The organism is Kitasatospora misakiensis (genome assembly GCF_042656005.1).
Lineage (GTDB): Bacteria > Actinomycetota > Actinomycetes > Streptomycetales > Streptomycetaceae > Kitasatospora > Kitasatospora misakiensis.
The window spans coordinates 47,305-61,643 of sequence record NZ_JBHSOF010000051.1; the positions used below are offsets into that span (position 1 = coordinate 47,305).

Consider the following 14,339-nt stretch of genomic DNA (forward strand, 5'->3'; position numbering starts at 1 on the left):
CGCGGAAGGCCGTCCGGCCTCGGGTGCGCCCGAGGCCGGACGGCAGGGGAGGATGGGACGCGGCCCGGAGGCAGGAGTCGGGTGCGAGTGCGAGGCGAGGAGACCGTCATGGGCGAGGTCGGTGGGCGGGCCGGGCAGCTGAGGAGCAGTGGGCTGCGGCACGGCTGGACGACCGGGGCGTGTGCCACGGCGGCGACCAAGGCCGCGTACCGGGCGCTGCTCACCGGGGCCTTTCCCGATCCGGTGGAGATCACCCTGCCGAAGGGGCAGCGGCCGGCCTTCGCGCTCGCGGCGGAGCTGCTCAGCGAGGAGCCGGACGGCGGGCGGCGGGCGATGGCCGGGGTGGTCAAGGACGCCGGGGACGATCCGGACGTCACGCACGGGGCGCTGGTGCGGTCCACCGTGCGGGCGGGGGAGCCGGGTGCGGGCGTGGTGTTCCGGGCCGGGCCGGGGGTGGGGACGGTCACCAAGGCCGGGCTGCCGCTGCCGGTCGGCGAGCCGGCCATCAACCCGGTGCCCCGGCAGATGATCCGGGACGCGGTCGCCGAGGTCGCGGCGGAGTGCGGCGGCAGCGGGGACGTGGTGGTGGAGATCTCCGTCGACCACGGCGAGGAGATCGCCCGGTCCACCTGGAACCCCCGCCTCGGCATCCTCGGCGGGCTCTCCATCCTCGGCACCACCGGGATCGTCGTCCCCTACTCCTGCTCGGCCTGGATCGACTCGATCCGGCGCGGGGTGGACGTGGCGCGGGCCGCCGGGCGGACGCACGTGGCCGGCTGCACCGGCTCGACCTCGGAGAAGGTGGCCGTCGCCGTGCACGGCCTGCCCGAGGACGCGCTGCTCGACATGGGTGACTTCGCGGGCGCCGTGCTCAAGTACCTCAAGCGCCACCCGGTGCCGCGGCTGACCATCGCCGGCGGGTTCGCCAAGCTCTCCAAGCTCGCCGCCGGCCACCTCGACCTGCACTCGGCGCGCTCCCAGGTGGACAAGGGGTACCTGGCCGAGCTGGCCCGCGCGGGCGGCGCGGACGAGGGCCTGACGGCGGCGGTCGCCGCGGCCAACACCGCGCTGGAGGCGATCCAGCTCTGCCGGGCGGCCGGGGTGCCGCTGGGCGACCTGGTGGCCGAGGCGGCCCGGGCCACCGCGCTCGGGGTGCTGGTCGGTTCGCCGGTCGCGGTGGACGTCATCTGCATCGACCGGGCGGGGACGATCGTCGGCCGCGCGGAACCGCTGGGGCCCTGAGGGCCGTCCTCCTCCACGGCGTTCTGTATCAGGCGTGTCCCAGGAACCTCGCCGTGATGTGAAGATCTGACGCCCATACGGGGCGAGAAACGGACAAATGTCGCGCCGCGCCCAGGATCGGTTCTGTCGCTATCTCAGTCATGAGATATCGTCTGGCGAGTGACAGGCGACTACCTCACCCGTATCGGCACCCTCATCCGTACCGCGCGTCAGCACCGCGGCTGGTCCCAGGCCCAGCTCGGCGAGGCCCTCGGCACCAGCCAGAGCGCGGTCAACCGCATCGAGCAGGGCAAGCAGAACGTCAGCCTTGAGATGATCGCCCGCATCGGCGAAGCGCTCGACAGCGAGATCGTCTCCCTCGGCTACTCCGGCCCGATGCACCTGAGGGTCGCCGGCGGCACCACCCTCTCCGGCGCGATCGACGTCCGCAGCAGCAAGAACGCCTGCGTGGCCATCCTCTGCGCCTCGCTGCTGACCACCGGTCGCACCACCCTGCGCAGCGTCGCCCGCATCGAGGAGGTCTACCGGATCCTCGAAGTGCTCACCAGCATCGGCGTCAGGAGCCGCTGGATCAACGACGGCCGCGACCTCGAACTCACCCCGCCCGCCGAGCTCGACCTGGCCGGCATGGACGTCGAGGCCGCCCGCCGCACCCGCAGCGTGCTGATGTTCCTCGGCCCGCTGATGCACCGCGCCGACAGCTTCGCCATCCCCTACGCCGGCGGCTGCGACCTCGGCACCCGAACCGTCCAGCCGCACCTCACCGCGCTGCGCCGGTTCGGCCTGGAGGTCGCCACCACCGGCGGCGCCTACCACGCCTCCGTCCAGCCCGGCACGGCGATGGACCGGCCGATCGTGCTGACCGAGCGCGGGGACACCGTCACCGAGAACGCCCTGCTCGCCGCCGCCCGCCACGACGGCGTCAGCGTCATCCGCAACGCCTCGCCCAACTACATGGTCCAGGACCTCTGCTTCTTCCTGGAGAAGCTGGGCGTCCGGATCGACGGCGTCGGCACCACCACCCTCACCGTGCACGGCGTCCCCGAGATCACCTGCGACGTCGACTACACCCCGGCCGAGGACCCGGTGGAGGCGATGAGCCTGCTCGCCGCCGCCGTGGTCACCTCCTCCGAGCTGACCGTCCGCCGGGTGCCGATCGAGTTCCTGGAGATCGAGCTCGCCGTGCTGGAGGGCATGGGCCTCGACTACGACCGCACCCCCGAGTACCGCGCCCACAACGGCCGCACCCGGCTGGTCGACCTCACCGTGCGCCCGTCGAAGCTCACCGCGCCGATCGACACCATCCACCCGATGCCCTTCCCCGGCATCAACATCGACAACGTGCCGTTCTTCGCCGCCATCGCCGCGGCCGCCCACGGCACCACGATGATCCACGACTGGGTGTACGACAACCGCGCCATCTACCTCACCGAACTCACCCGGCTCGGCGCGGACATCAAGCTCCTCGACCCGCACCGCGTCCTCGTCCAGGGCCCGACCCGCTGGCGCGCCGCCGAGATGGTCTGCCCGCCCGCGCTGCGCCCCGCGGTCGTCATCCTGCTCGCGATGCTCGCCGCCAAGGGCACCTCGGTGCTCCGCAACGTCTACGTGATCAACCGCGGTTACGAGGACCTCGCCGAGCGCCTCAACTCCATCGGCGCCCAGATCGAGACCTTCCGCGACATCTGATCCCGGACCCCGCCCCCGGAGGCCCCCGCCGCGCCCCCGCGCGCGGCCGGGGCCTCAGCCGTCGGTGCCATGGCGCGTCGGAGCGGCTTACTCGCCGGTGCGGCCGTCGAGGTGTTCGCGGAGGAGGTCGGCGTGGCCGTTGTGGCGGGCGTACTCCTCGATCATGTGGGTGAGGATCCAGCGCAGCGAGTAGGACTCCTCCCGGCCGTCGGCCGACCGGCGGTGGCCGAGGACGTCCAGGGACGGTGCGGCGGCGGCGAGTTCGCGGGCGTGGTCGCACTCGGCGCGCCAGACGGCGAAGGCCTCGTCCTGGTCGGCGTGCTCCGCGTCGAAGGCGGCGGGGCTGCCGTCGGGGTGCTGCCAGATCCGGAGGGCAGCCTCGTTGTCGAGGGTGTTGCGGAACCAGCCGCGCTCCACCTCGGCCAGGTGGCGGGTCAGTCCGAGGAGGGAGAGTTCGGACGGCGCGAGGGGGCGGGCGCGGAGCTGTTCGGTGGTCAGCCCGGCGCACTTCATCGCGAAGGTCTGGCGGAGGAATTCGAGGAAGCCGACCAGGGTGTCGCGTTCCTCGGCGGCCTGGGGCGGTTCGGTGCGCGCGGCGTCGGCGCGGTCGTAGGCGTCGCTCATCGAGCCATCCTGACACGAACGGGTCTTCCCCGGACGGGAATTACCGAGGATCGGGCCCCTGCGCGGACCACCAGGCCAGGGCGGCCTCGACGGTCCGCGCGACCGGCACGCCGGCCGGCAGCGGCGGGCGCTCCACGATCACCACGGGCAGGCCGAGTTCGCGCGCCGCGGTGAGTTTGGGCGCGGTGGCCGCGCCGCCGCTGTCCTTGGTGACCACGACCTCGATCCGGTGCTCGCGCAGCACCGCCCGCTCGGCGTCCAGGGTGAACGGGCCGCGGTCGAGCAGGACGTCGAGCGAGGCGGGCACCGGCGGCTCGGGCGGATCGACCGAGCGGGCCACGAAGTGCAGCCCGTCGAGGTGGGCGAAGGCGCCGATGCCCTGCCGGCCGGTGGTGAGCAGGATCCGCCGGCCGAGCGAGGGGAGCAGCTCCGCGGCGGCGGCCAGGGACGGGACGGGGTGCCAGCGGTCGCCGGCCACCGGCGCCCAGCCGGGGCGGCGCAGCGCCAGCAGCGGGACACCGGTGGCCCGGGCGGCCTCGGCGGCGTTGCGGGACATCACGGCGGCGAACGGGTGGGTGGCGTCGACCACGGCGTCGACCCGCTCGGCGCGCAGCCAGTCGGCGAGGCCCTCGGGGCCGCCGAAGCCGCCGATCCGGACCTCGCCGGCGGGCAGCCGGGGCTCGGCGACCCGCCCGGCGAGCGAGCTGGTGACCCGCGCCCCCGCCGAGGAGGAGGCGTCGGCGAGCGCGGCGGCGAGGGCGCGGGCCTCGGTGGTGCCGCCGAGGATCAGCAGGTGGCGCCGGGCGGGGTCGGCCATCACGCGCCGCAGGGCTCGTGCGGCCGCTCGCGGTCGGCGGAGTAGAGGTGGCTGTCGCGGAACTGCTCGGCGGCCAGGGTCCGGCCGACGATGATCACCGCCGTGCGGACCACGCCGGCCGCCTTCAGCTGCCCGGCGATGTCCCCGACGGTGCCGCGCAGCACCAGTTCGTCCGGCCGGCTGGCCATCGCGACCACGGCGGCCGGGCAGTCCGCCCCGTAGTGCGGCAGCAGCTGCTCGACCACGTCGTCCACGTACCCGGCGGCCAGGTGCAGCACCAGCAGGGCGCCGCTGCGGCCGAGGGTGGCGAGGTCCTCGCCCTCCGGCATCGGGGTGGCGCGCTTGGCGATCCGGGTGAGGATGACGGTCTGGCCGACGGTCGGGACAGTCAGCTCGCGCTTGAGCGCCGCCGCCGCGGCGGCGAAGGCCGGCACGCCCGGGACCACCTCGTAGGGGACGCCGGCCGCGTCGAGCCGGCGCATCTGCTCGGCGACGGCGCTGAACACGGACGGGTCGCCGGAGTGCAGCCGGGCGACGTCCTGCCCGGCGGCGTGCGCGGCGACCATCTCCTCGATGATCCGGTCGAGCGTGAGGTTGGCGGTGTCGATCAGCCGGGCGCCGGGCGGGCACTCGGCGAGCAGCTCGCGCGGGACCAGGCTGCCGGCGTAGAGGCAGACCTCGGCGCGGGCCAGGATCCGCTGGCCGCGCAGGGTGATCAGGTCGGCGGCACCGGGGCCGGCCCCGATGAAGTGGACGGTCACGAGGCGTTCTCCTGGGAGGCGGTGGGCTCGGCGGCGAGGGCGGCGGGCGGCTCTACGGCGGTGGGCGGCTCTGCGGCGGGGGGTCCGGCGCCGGGGTCGGCGGGCTTGACGGCGGACCACTGGGTGACCGGCATCGCCTGCCGCCAGCCGGTGAAGCCGCCGACCGGGACGGCGTGCGCCACGGCGAGCCGAAGCAGCTCGCCGCCGTGCCGCCGGTACCAGGTGGTGAGCAGCGCCTCCGACTCCAGGGTCACCGTGTTGGCGACCAGCCGGCCGCCCGGCGGCAGCGCGGCCCAGCAGGCGTCCAGCAGGCCGGGCGCGGTGAGGCCGCCGCCGACGAACACCGCGTCCGGGGCGGGCAGTCCGGCGAGCGCGTCCGGAGCGGGGCCGGTGACCACGCGCAGCCGGGGTACGCCGAGCGCGGCGGCGTTGCGGGCGATCCGCTCGGCCCGCACCGGGTCCCGTTCGACCGTGACGGCCCGGTTGTCGCGGTGGGCGCGCAGCCACTCGATCGCGATCGAGCCGGAGCCGCCGCCGATGTCCCAGAGCAGTTCGCCGGGGACGGGGCCCAGGGTGGCGAGGGTGGCGGCGCGCACGTGCCGCTTGGTCAGCTGGCCGTCGCTCTCGTACGCGTCGTCGGGCAGGCCGGGCACGACCGGGGTGCGCGGGCCGTCGGCGCCGAGCTCGACGGCGATCAGGTTGAGCGGGTCGCCGGGCGGGTGCGGCCAGCCGTCGGCGGGGCCGTCCAGCTGCCGCTCGCCGGGCCCGCCGAGCTGTTCGAGGACGCGCAGCCGGGCCGAGCCGTGGCCGCTCGCGGTGAGCAGCGCGGCGACGGCGGCCGGGGTGGCGGCGTCGGCGCTGAGCACGAGCAGCCGGCGGCCGGGGTTGAGGGCGAGGCGCAGGGTGTCCGCCGGGCGGCCGACCAGGCTGACCACCTCGGTGGACTCCAGCGGCCAGCCGAGCCGGGCGCAGGCGTACGCGACGGAGGAGGGGTGCGGCAGGACGCGCAGCCGCTCGGGGCCGGCGGTCTCGGCGAGGGTGCGGCCGATGCCGTAGAACATCGGGTCGCCGCTGGCCAGGACGACCAGCCGGTTCGGCGCGTACCGGGCGAGCAGGCCGGGGACGGCCGGGCGCAGCGGGGAGGGCCAGGGCACGCGTTGGGCGCCGACCTCCTCGGCGGGCAGCAGGTCGAGCTGCCGGGGGCCGCCGATCACGGCCCCGGCGGCCCGCAGGGCGGCGCGCGCGGTGCCGGCGAGGCCGGGCCAGCCGTCGGCCCCGATCCCGACGACGGTGATCGGGGGTGGCTGCTGGGGCACCGGGGGGCTCCTCGGGGGCGGGCGCGCGGGCTGGTCGCGGGGCGGGTGGGGGCAGCCTACCTGGCGGTATTCGCCGCGCGGTCGGCCAGGGTGCGGCCCCGGACGGCGGCGGTCCGGCGTCCTCACCGGCGGCGCCGCCAGTCGCCGGACGCGATGAGCGCCGGGTGGGCGCGCAGCCGGGCGCTGACGTCCGGTCCGGCCAGGTACACCCAGGCGTCCGCGCTGCCGCCGTCGCCGGTGCGGACGGTCAGCCGCTCGCGAACGTACGCGCCGCGGCCGTCCGGCCGGCAGTCCTCCAGCCGGTCCAGGGCGGCGAGCGCCTCCGGGTAGGCGGCGGGGCGGACGGTGACCAGCTCGCCGAGGATCCGCCGGCCCGGGTCGGTGTCCGGCACGGCGTACGGGTACCCGGGCCCCGCGTGCAGCGCCGCGCAGTCCAGCACCGCCGCCCGTACGTCGGCGCACCGGCCCGCGAGGAACACCGCGTGGTTGCGCTCCCCGGTGAGCAGGGTCCCGTAGACGAAGAAGGGGAGGGCGGGCGCGCCGCCGGGGGCGGGCGGGGCGGGTGGCGTGGACGGGGCCTGGGGCACGGGGTTCCTCCTGGACGGGGCGGCCGCGGCGGCCGGCGGGTCTCGATGGTGACCGCCTGGTGATACCCACTGGCGCGCGGGGCCGCCGATGCGGTGTCATGTCCGGTGAATCGCCAGCACCGTCCTAGGGGGACACCCATGACAGCTCCCGTCGAACGCGGGCCGGCCGCGCCCACGCCCGCCCGCCCCGCCGCGGCTCCGGGCGGCGCCGGCGACTCCAAAGCCTCCGGCGGCTCCCCGGCGGTCGCCGGGCGGCTCGGGCTCGGCGTGTGGGTGGCGCTCGCGGTGGTCTACGTCGTCTGGGGCTCGACCTACCTGGCGATCCGGATCGCGGTGGAGACGATGCCGTCCTTCCTCTCCGCCGCCGCGCGCTTCCTGACCGCCGGTCTGCTGCTCGCCGGCTTCGTCGCCGTCCGCCACGGCCGGGCCGGATTCCGGGTGAACCTCCGGCAGTTGGGCTCCGCGGCCCTGGTCGGCGTCCTGCTGCTGACCGGCGGCAACGGCCTCGTCGTGCTCGGCGAGATGTCCGTACCCTCCGGCCTGACCGCGCTGCTGGTGGCGGTCGTGCCGCTCTGGATGGTGCTGCTGGGGGCGGCCGGCGGCGACCGGCCGAAGCGGGCCGAGCTGGCCGGCGTGCTGCTCGGCCTGGCCGGCCTGGCCGTGCTCTCCGCCCCGGCGATCGGCGGCGACATCGCGCCCGCCGGGGTGGTCGCGATCATCGCCGCCACCGTCGCCTGGGCATCCGGCTCCTTCGCGTCCAAGCGCTGCACGATGCCCGCCAACGTCTTCGCGTCGAGCGCCTACCAGATGCTGATCGGCGGGCTGGGCAACCTGCTGATCGGCCTGGCTCGCGGGGAGGAGCGCGGGCTGCACCTCGGCGAGGTGTCCACCCGGTCCTGGCTGGCGCTCGCCTACCTGGTGGTGTTCGGCTCGCTGGTCGCCTTCACCGCGTACGCCTGGCTGCTGCGCTCCGCCCCGCTGACCCTGGTGGGCACCTACGCGTACGTGAACCCGGTGGTGGCCGTGCTGCTCGGCTGGCTGGTGCTGGCCGAACCACTGACCGGCCCCACCCTGGTGGGCGGGGCCGTCGTGGTCGCCGGCGTGTGCCTGGTGGTGAGCGTCAGCCGGTCGTCGGCGCGCTCGTCGACCCGGCGGCCCGCTCGAAAGTGAGCACGTTGGTCCCGTTGCCGAGGCTCCGGGAGCCCAGGAAGGTGAACGCCTGCGGGGCGAAGTCCGCGCGGAACAGCGGGACGCCGGAGCCGACCACGACCGGGTACTGCTTGACGATCAGTTCGTCGATCTCCGGCAGCAGCCGGCCGGCGAGCTCGCCGCCGCCGCAGAGCCAGATGCCGAGGCCGTCCTCCTGCTTGAGCTCGCGGATCCGGGCCAGCGGGTCTGCTGCGGTGACCTCCACCGCGGGGTCGAGGCTCTCGGTCAGACTGCGCGAGAAGACGATCTGCCGCAGGTGGGCGTACGGGCTGTGGAGCCCCATGGCCAGGCCCGGATCGTAGGTGCCGCGGCCCATGAGCACGGTGTCGAAGCGCTTGTTGGGCGCGTCGACACCCATCGCCGCCCGGGCGGGGGTCGGCAGGGCCTCGGGGAACTCCGCGCAGACGAAGGAGAGGAACTCCCCGTCCACGTACCGCATGAGGAACTCGTAGTCGCCGTCCGGGGCGGCGATGAAGCCGTCGAGGGAGGCGCCGACGTAGTAGGTGAGCTTTCGCATCCACATCCTTGGAACGTGTTGGTCGGTGGCGGTCCGCCAGGCGAACCACGACATTTATAGTACTCCGACTGTAGTGGTTACAAGAGTTTTCCTGAGGGAGTTTCAGCGATGGCCCAGAACCCCGCCCGCCGCACGGCGCTGACCGACGCCGCGATCGACGTCCTCGCCGAACAGGGCGCGCGCGGACTCACCTTCCGCGCGGTGGACGTCCGGGCGGGCGTCCCGGCCGGCACGGCGTCCAACTACTTCGCCAACCGGGACGAGCTGCTCGACCAGACCGCCCGGCACATCCACCACCGGCTCACCCCCGATCCGGTGGTCCTCGCCGAACTGCTCCGCGCGCCCCGGGACCGGGCCCTGGTCACCGCCCTGCTGCACGACCTGGTCCGCCGCGTCCACGCCGACCGGTCCGGCTACCTCGCCCTGCTCGAACTGCGGCTGGAGGCCACCCGCCGGCCGGAACTGCGCGCCCAGCTCACCGCCACCGTCCGCGAGCAGCTGGAGGCCAACGTCGCCTACCACCTGGGGGAGGGCCTGCCCGGCGACCGCGAGACCGTCGTCGTCCTCTACCTGGCGATGACCGGCCTGCTCGTCGAGCACCTCACCCTCCCCGACGTCCTCGGCGTCGACGCCCTCCCGGCCCTCGTCGACACCCTGACCGCCCGCATCGTCCCGTAGCGCCGAAGCACTGGGACGGCCGGCTCACCCCGACCAGGTGGTGAGCAGGGTGCTCAGGGTGACCCCGGGCCCGATCCCCAGCAGCAGGCCGCGGGCCCCGGCGGGCGGGGGCGTGCGGTGGGTGCGGGCGAGGACGGAGAAGACGGTGGCGCCGCCCAGGTTGCCCTCCTCGGCGAGGACGCCCCGGGAGTGCCCCAGGAAGGCCTCGTCGACGCCGAGCAGCGCCCCGAGCCGGTCCAGGATCGCTGGGCCGCCCGGGTGCAGCACGCCGAAGTCCAGCGCCCGCCCGCCGTGCCGGTCCAGCCAGTCGAGCAGGGCCGGGCCCAGGTCGGTGACCGAGCGGAGCGAGGCGCGGGTGGAGGCGAAGTGGTCGCCGCGGTGGTCCGTCAGCTTGCGGTAGCGGTCGGTGGAGTGCGGGATGGTGTACTCGAAGCAGTGCTCCAGCCGCAGGCCCGGCGTGCGCTGCTCCGCCGTGACCACGGCCGCCGCCGCCGCGTCGCCCCAGAGGCCCTTGTAGATCTGGTCCTCCACCGAGGTGCGGGTGTTCTGGTACATCGAGGAGAGCGACTCGGCGGCGACCACCAGCACCACGGCGGCCGGGTTCCAGGCGAGGAACCGGCGGGCCGTGAGCAGCACGTGCGCGCCTCCGGCGCAGGCCAGCTGACTCATCGGCAGGCGGCTGACGTCGGGGCGCAGGCCGAGGTTCTGCTGGAGGTGGACGTCCAGCCCCGGTATCGCGTCGCCGGTCGCGCTGGAGACGATCACGCAGTCGACCTGCTCGGCCCGTACGCCCGCCGTCGCCATCGCCTCGGCGGCGGCGCGTTCGGCGGCGGCCAGCAGGTCGCCGAAGGTCGTGGTCTTGCGCTCGGCGGCGGTGCGGTCGGGGGAGCTGACCAGCTCGTAGGGCTGGAAGTAGCGGCGGGTGCCGGGCAGGTTGCCGAGGGCCAGCCGGACGGTCTGCGCCTGACGGTCCGGGTAGTCGGGGTTGCGGTCGAGGATGTCCTCCCGGATCCGCTCCGCCGTCACGGTGTGGGGACCGAGGGCGAGCGCCGGGCGGCTGACGTGGGCGGGGACGGCGGAGGTGGGGGCCGTGCTGGGCATGCGGATGGTTCCTTGGGGCTGTGCGTGTCGCGCCCGGCCGGACGCGACGGCCGGCCCCGGGCGTTCGGGGGCGCGCCGTCCGGCGCGGCGCGCGGCCGGCCCGGGGCCGGGGCGTGCCGACCCGTCGTGACCGTCCAGCCCGCCCGGGCGCCGGTAGCGCCACGCTACCCGCCGGGCCGGCCCGCCGCCGTCCCCGCCCCGTCCCTCGCCTCCGGCCGGGAGACCCCCGGCGACCTGCGCGGATCACCCGCACCGTCGCCGTACGCGAGGCCCGTTCGGACGGCCCGGATCAGACCGCGTACGGAGGGCGCCCGGCCCACCAGTGGCCGGGGGCCTCGGGCTCGCGGCTGGTCCAGAACTCGATCAGGCCGGCGACGAACTCCTCGGCGGAGAGCAGGCCGTCACCGTCCAGGTCCAGCCGGTGGAAGGCCTCGTCCGCGTCGTCGCGGGAGAGCGCGGAGAAGTTGCCGCGCTGGAAGACGAAGAACTCGCCCGCGTCCACCGTGCCGCTGCCGTCCACGTCGGCGATCGCGAGGTACGCCTCGGCGAGGGCGCCGTACACCGTCCGCGCGGCCACCGGATCGTCGGCGAGCGAGCGGGTCGCGGCGACGAACTGGGCGCGGCCGACCGCCGTGGTGCCGGCGGGCAGTTGGGAGACGTGCAGGTCGCGCCAGATGGCGAGGTAGGCGTCGACGATCCGTTCCTCGGCGGTCGACTCCTCCGCGTGCCCCAGCGAACGGGCCACCGCCCGGCCCATCAGCACGTGGTCGTGTTCGGTGACCAGGCCGTCGCCGTCGGCGTCGAGGTGGTCGAACCCGTGGTGGATCCTGGCGAGCAGCTTTTCCTCGGACACGTCTCCCCCGGGCTCAGAACAGATCAGTCACAGCGGTCAGTCGGAGCACGCTAACCCGTCGGGCACCGGCCGCGCAGCCGAAGCCCCGAACTGCCGCCGGCCCGCCCGCAGCCCGTCCACCGCCCCTGCGCCGCTCAGTGCGCGGCGGCGAGCAGGCCCCGGGCGTAGTCGGTGTGCGGAGCGGTGAACAGCCGGTCGCGGTCGGTGGATTCGACCAGCCGGCCGCGGTGCATCACGGCCACCCGGTCGCAGAAGTGCCGGACCACCGCGAGGTCGTGCGAGACGAACAGGAAGGCCACGCCGAGCCGTTCGCGCAGCTCCATCAGCAGGTTGAGGACCTGCGCCTGGACCGAGACGTCCAGGGCGGAGACCGGCTCGTCGGCGATGATCAGCCGGGGCTCGGGGGCGAGCGCGCGGGCGATGCCGATCCGCTGGCGCTGGCCGCCGGAGAACTCGTGCGGATAGCGGTCCAGATGGGCGGCCGGCAGCCCGACCTGCTCCAGCAGTTCGGCCGACCGCCGCCGCCGCTGCTCGGCGGTGAGCCCGGTGTGCAGGCGCAGCGGGGTGTCCAGGGTCTGGGCGACGGTGCGGCGCGGGTTGAGCGAGGCGTACGGGTCCTGGAAGACCAGCTGGATCTCCTTGCCGAGCCGCCGCCGCAGCGCCCGGCCGGGCCGGGTGGCGTCCACGCCGTCGTAGCGGACGGTGCCGGCGGTGGCGGGCTGGAGCCCGGCCAGGACCCGCGAGGTGGTGGACTTGCCGGAGCCGGACTCGCCGACCAGGCCGAGCGTCTCCCCGGGCGCGATGCGCAGGCCGACGCCCTCGACCGCGCGGACCGGTTCGGCCCGTACGCCGGGGAAGCCGGGGACGCCGGGGAAGCCGCGGAAGCGGCGCCGGCCGGGGAAGTGCACGGCGAGGTCCTCGACCTCGATCAGCCACCGGCCGGGGGCCGCCTTCTGCGGCGCGGGCCGCCGGGGGGAGCGGAGCGACGGCGAGGGGGCGTCGACCGTCGGCAGCGGCGTGCCCGGGACGGAGTCCAGCGTGAGCGCGGCGCCCACCAGGGCCCTGGTGTACGGCGCCGCGGGCGCGGCCAGCAGGCTCGCGGTCGGCGCGCTCTCCACCGCCCGGCCGCCGCGCAGCACGAGGGTGCGGTCCGTGGTGCCCGCGACCACCCCGAGGTCGTGGCTGACCAGCAGCACCGCGGTGCCGTGCTCGCGCTGCAACTCGCCCAGCAGGTCGAGCACCTGGCGCTGGACGCGGGCGTCGAGCGCGGTGGTGGGCTCGTCGGCGATCAGCACGTCGGGGTCGTTCATCAGCGCCATCGCGATCATCACGCGCTGCCGCATGCCGCCGGAGAACCGGTGCGGGTGGTCGCCCACCCGGGCGGCCGGGATGCCGACCCGGTCGAGCATCGCGACGGCCCGCCGGCGTGCCTCGGCGCGGCTCGTGCCGGGGTGGTGCAGCCGGTACATCTCGGCGAGCTGCGCGCCGACGGTGTGGAAGGGGCTGAGCGAGGTGAGCGCGTCCTGGAAGACCTGGGCCACCCGGCCGCCGCGCACCCGCCGCAGCACGGACTCCCCGGCGCCCACCAACTCCTGCCCGCCCAGCCGGATCGAGCCGGTGACCGTGGTGGTGCGGGGGTCGTGCAGGCCGAGCACGGCGAGTCCGGTGGCGGACTTGCCGGAGCCGGACTCGCCGACCAGGCCGAGCACTTCACCGCGGGCGAGGTCGAAGGAGAGGCCGTGGACGGCGGTGACGGGCGCGCCGCCGCGTGGGTCGGCGAAGGTGACGGAGAGGTCCCGGACGCTGAGCACGGGCGGCTCGACGGGCGTCGCGGGGGCTGGGGAAGGGGTCAAGGGAAAGGGCTCCAAGCGGGGACGGGGAGGGATCAGCCGAGGCGGATACGCGGATCGAGCCAGGCGATCACCAGGTCGGCCAGCGCGACGAACAGCACGACGAAGCAGGCGGCGAGCAGGACGGCGCCGACCACGGCCGGCAGGTCCTGCCCCTCGACGGCCTCGGTGGCGAACCGGCCCACGCCGTTCAGCCCGAACACCGTCTCGGTGATCACCGCGCCGCCGAGCAGGGCGCCCGCCTCCAGGCCGAGCAGCTGCACCAGCGGTCCGGCGGCGCCGCGCGAGGTGTACTTGAGGTGCGTGCGGAGCCGGCCGAGGCCCTTGCCGCGCGCGGTGCGGACGTACTCCTCGTCCATCGTCTCCAGCAGCTGGGAGCGCGAAAGCCGGGCGAACACCGCCGAGTTGACGAAGCCGAGGACGATCCACGGGAGCAGCATGCCGCCCGCCCAGGCGGCCGGATCGGTGGCCGGCGGGGTGTAGGAGGGCAGCGGCAGCAGTCCGGTGGTGTAGACCAACCCCCACTGGGCGACATAGCCGAGGAAGTAGATCTGCACGCTGGCGCCGATCAGGGTGAAGCCGGAGAGCAGCCGGTCGGTCCGGGTGCCGTGCCGCAGCGCGGCGACGAACCCGGTCCCGAGTCCGAACAGCACCAGGACGGCCAGCGCGCCCGCCGCCAGCGAGACGGTCACCGGCAGGTGGTCGACCAGCGCCTCGGTGACCGGCTGGTGCAGCCGGTAGGAGTAGCCGAGGCAGGGCGCGTCGCAGTGCAGGGCGGACCCGTCGACGTCCTGGACGTCCCGGCCGGCGACGATCCCGGCCAGGTAGTCGGTGTACTGGGTGAGCAGCGGCTGGTCCAGGCCCATGCTCGCGCGGACCGCCGCGACCTGGCCGGTGTCGCAGCGCGGGCCGCAGGCGGCGCGGGCCGGGTCGGCGGGGGCGGCGTAGAAGAGGGCGAAGGCGGCGGCGGAGACCGCGGCCAGGACGGCGAGCGCCTGGAGGAGCCGCCGCAGGGCGAAGGAGAGCATGGTGGCCGGTCCGGGTTCGGGGGGCGTCGGGGGCGCCGGGGGCGTCGGGGGCGCGGTGGGCGCTGGC

The 14,339-nt window shown here is 75.4% G+C and carries 14 protein-coding genes; 4 read left to right on the forward strand and 10 right to left on the reverse strand.

The window, feature by feature from the left end; genetic code table 11:
* Positions 1-108: 108 nt before the first annotated feature.
* Both ACFP3U_RS29780 and ACFP3U_RS29785 read left to right on the forward strand, forming a co-directional pair.
* A complete protein-coding gene (locus ACFP3U_RS29780) occupies positions 109-1,242 on the forward strand; it encodes a cobalt-precorrin-5B (C(1))-methyltransferase (protein WP_380228822.1) in 1,134 nt (377 codons plus the stop codon).
* Positions 1,243-1,401: 159 nt separating this feature from the next.
* Entirely contained in the window at positions 1,402-2,931 is a 1,530-nt protein-coding gene (locus ACFP3U_RS29785) for a UDP-N-acetylglucosamine 1-carboxyvinyltransferase (RefSeq protein ID WP_380228823.1), read from the forward strand.
* Between the two features lie 87 nt (positions 2,932-3,018).
* Here the strand turns inward: ACFP3U_RS29785 and ACFP3U_RS29790 are convergent, their stop codons facing one another.
* From ACFP3U_RS29790 to ACFP3U_RS29810, 5 genes are all read right to left on the reverse strand, one after another.
* Positions 3,019-3,555 (reverse strand): DinB family protein, encoded by a 537-nt coding sequence (locus ACFP3U_RS29790; protein ID WP_380228824.1) that lies wholly within the window; start codon positions 3,553-3,555, stop codon positions 3,019-3,021.
* 40 nt (positions 3,556-3,595) lie between these two features.
* A complete protein-coding gene (locus ACFP3U_RS29795) occupies positions 3,596-4,372 on the reverse strand; it encodes a cobalt-precorrin-6A reductase (RefSeq protein ID WP_380228835.1) in 777 nt (258 codons plus the stop codon).
* Positions 4,372-5,133 (reverse strand): precorrin-4 C(11)-methyltransferase, encoded by a 762-nt coding sequence (gene cobM, locus ACFP3U_RS29800; RefSeq protein ID WP_380228825.1) that lies wholly within the window; start codon positions 5,131-5,133, stop codon positions 4,372-4,374. Before cobM ends, ACFP3U_RS29795 begins: the two co-directional genes overlap by 1 nt.
* A complete protein-coding gene (cbiE, locus tag ACFP3U_RS29805) occupies positions 5,130-6,449 on the reverse strand; it encodes a precorrin-6y C5,15-methyltransferase (decarboxylating) subunit CbiE (protein ID WP_380228826.1) in 1,320 nt (439 codons plus the stop codon). The genes cobM and cbiE overlap by 4 nt, the downstream gene beginning before the upstream one ends.
* A 122-nt stretch (positions 6,450-6,571) precedes the next feature.
* Positions 6,572-7,036 carry a gamma-glutamylcyclotransferase family protein gene (locus ACFP3U_RS29810; protein ID WP_380228827.1) on the reverse strand — a complete coding sequence of 155 codons (465 nt, stop codon included), beginning with the start codon at positions 7,034-7,036 and terminating at the stop codon, positions 6,572-6,574.
* Between the two features lie 138 nt (positions 7,037-7,174).
* On the opposite strand from ACFP3U_RS29810, the gene ACFP3U_RS29815 reads away from it, so the two are divergent.
* Complete coding sequence (locus tag ACFP3U_RS29815; protein WP_380228828.1) at positions 7,175-8,206, forward strand: EamA family transporter; 1,032 nt, start codon at positions 7,175-7,177, stop codon at positions 8,204-8,206.
* Here ACFP3U_RS29815 and ACFP3U_RS29820 read toward each other — a convergent pair.
* On the reverse strand, positions 8,157-8,762 hold the full coding sequence (locus tag ACFP3U_RS29820; protein WP_380228829.1) for a dihydrofolate reductase family protein: 606 nt from the start codon (positions 8,760-8,762) through the stop codon (positions 8,157-8,159). The genes ACFP3U_RS29815 and ACFP3U_RS29820 overlap by 50 nt on opposite strands.
* 108 nt (positions 8,763-8,870) lie before the next feature.
* On the opposite strand from ACFP3U_RS29820, the gene ACFP3U_RS29825 reads away from it, so the two are divergent.
* Positions 8,871-9,440, forward strand: coding sequence for a TetR/AcrR family transcriptional regulator (locus tag ACFP3U_RS29825; RefSeq protein WP_380228830.1), 570 nt, complete (start codon positions 8,871-8,873; stop codon positions 9,438-9,440).
* A 24-nt stretch (positions 9,441-9,464) separates the two neighbouring features.
* Here ACFP3U_RS29825 and ACFP3U_RS29830 read toward each other — a convergent pair whose 3' ends face one another.
* From ACFP3U_RS29830 to ACFP3U_RS29845, 4 genes are all read right to left on the reverse strand, one after another.
* Complete coding sequence (locus ACFP3U_RS29830; protein WP_380228831.1) at positions 9,465-10,541, reverse strand: PhlD; 1,077 nt, start codon at positions 10,539-10,541, stop codon at positions 9,465-9,467.
* A 289-nt stretch (positions 10,542-10,830) separates the two neighbouring features.
* Complete coding sequence (locus ACFP3U_RS29835) at positions 10,831-11,394, reverse strand: EF-hand domain-containing protein (protein ID WP_380228832.1); 564 nt, start codon at positions 11,392-11,394, stop codon at positions 10,831-10,833.
* A gap of 134 nt (positions 11,395-11,528) precedes the next feature.
* Complete coding sequence (locus ACFP3U_RS29840) at positions 11,529-13,247, reverse strand: dipeptide ABC transporter ATP-binding protein (protein WP_380228833.1); 1,719 nt, start codon at positions 13,245-13,247, stop codon at positions 11,529-11,531.
* Positions 13,248-13,279: 32 nt separating this feature from the next.
* Positions 13,280-14,339: ABC transporter permease (locus ACFP3U_RS29845; RefSeq protein WP_380228834.1), on the reverse strand; the 1,060-nt coding region annotated here is incomplete at its 5' end.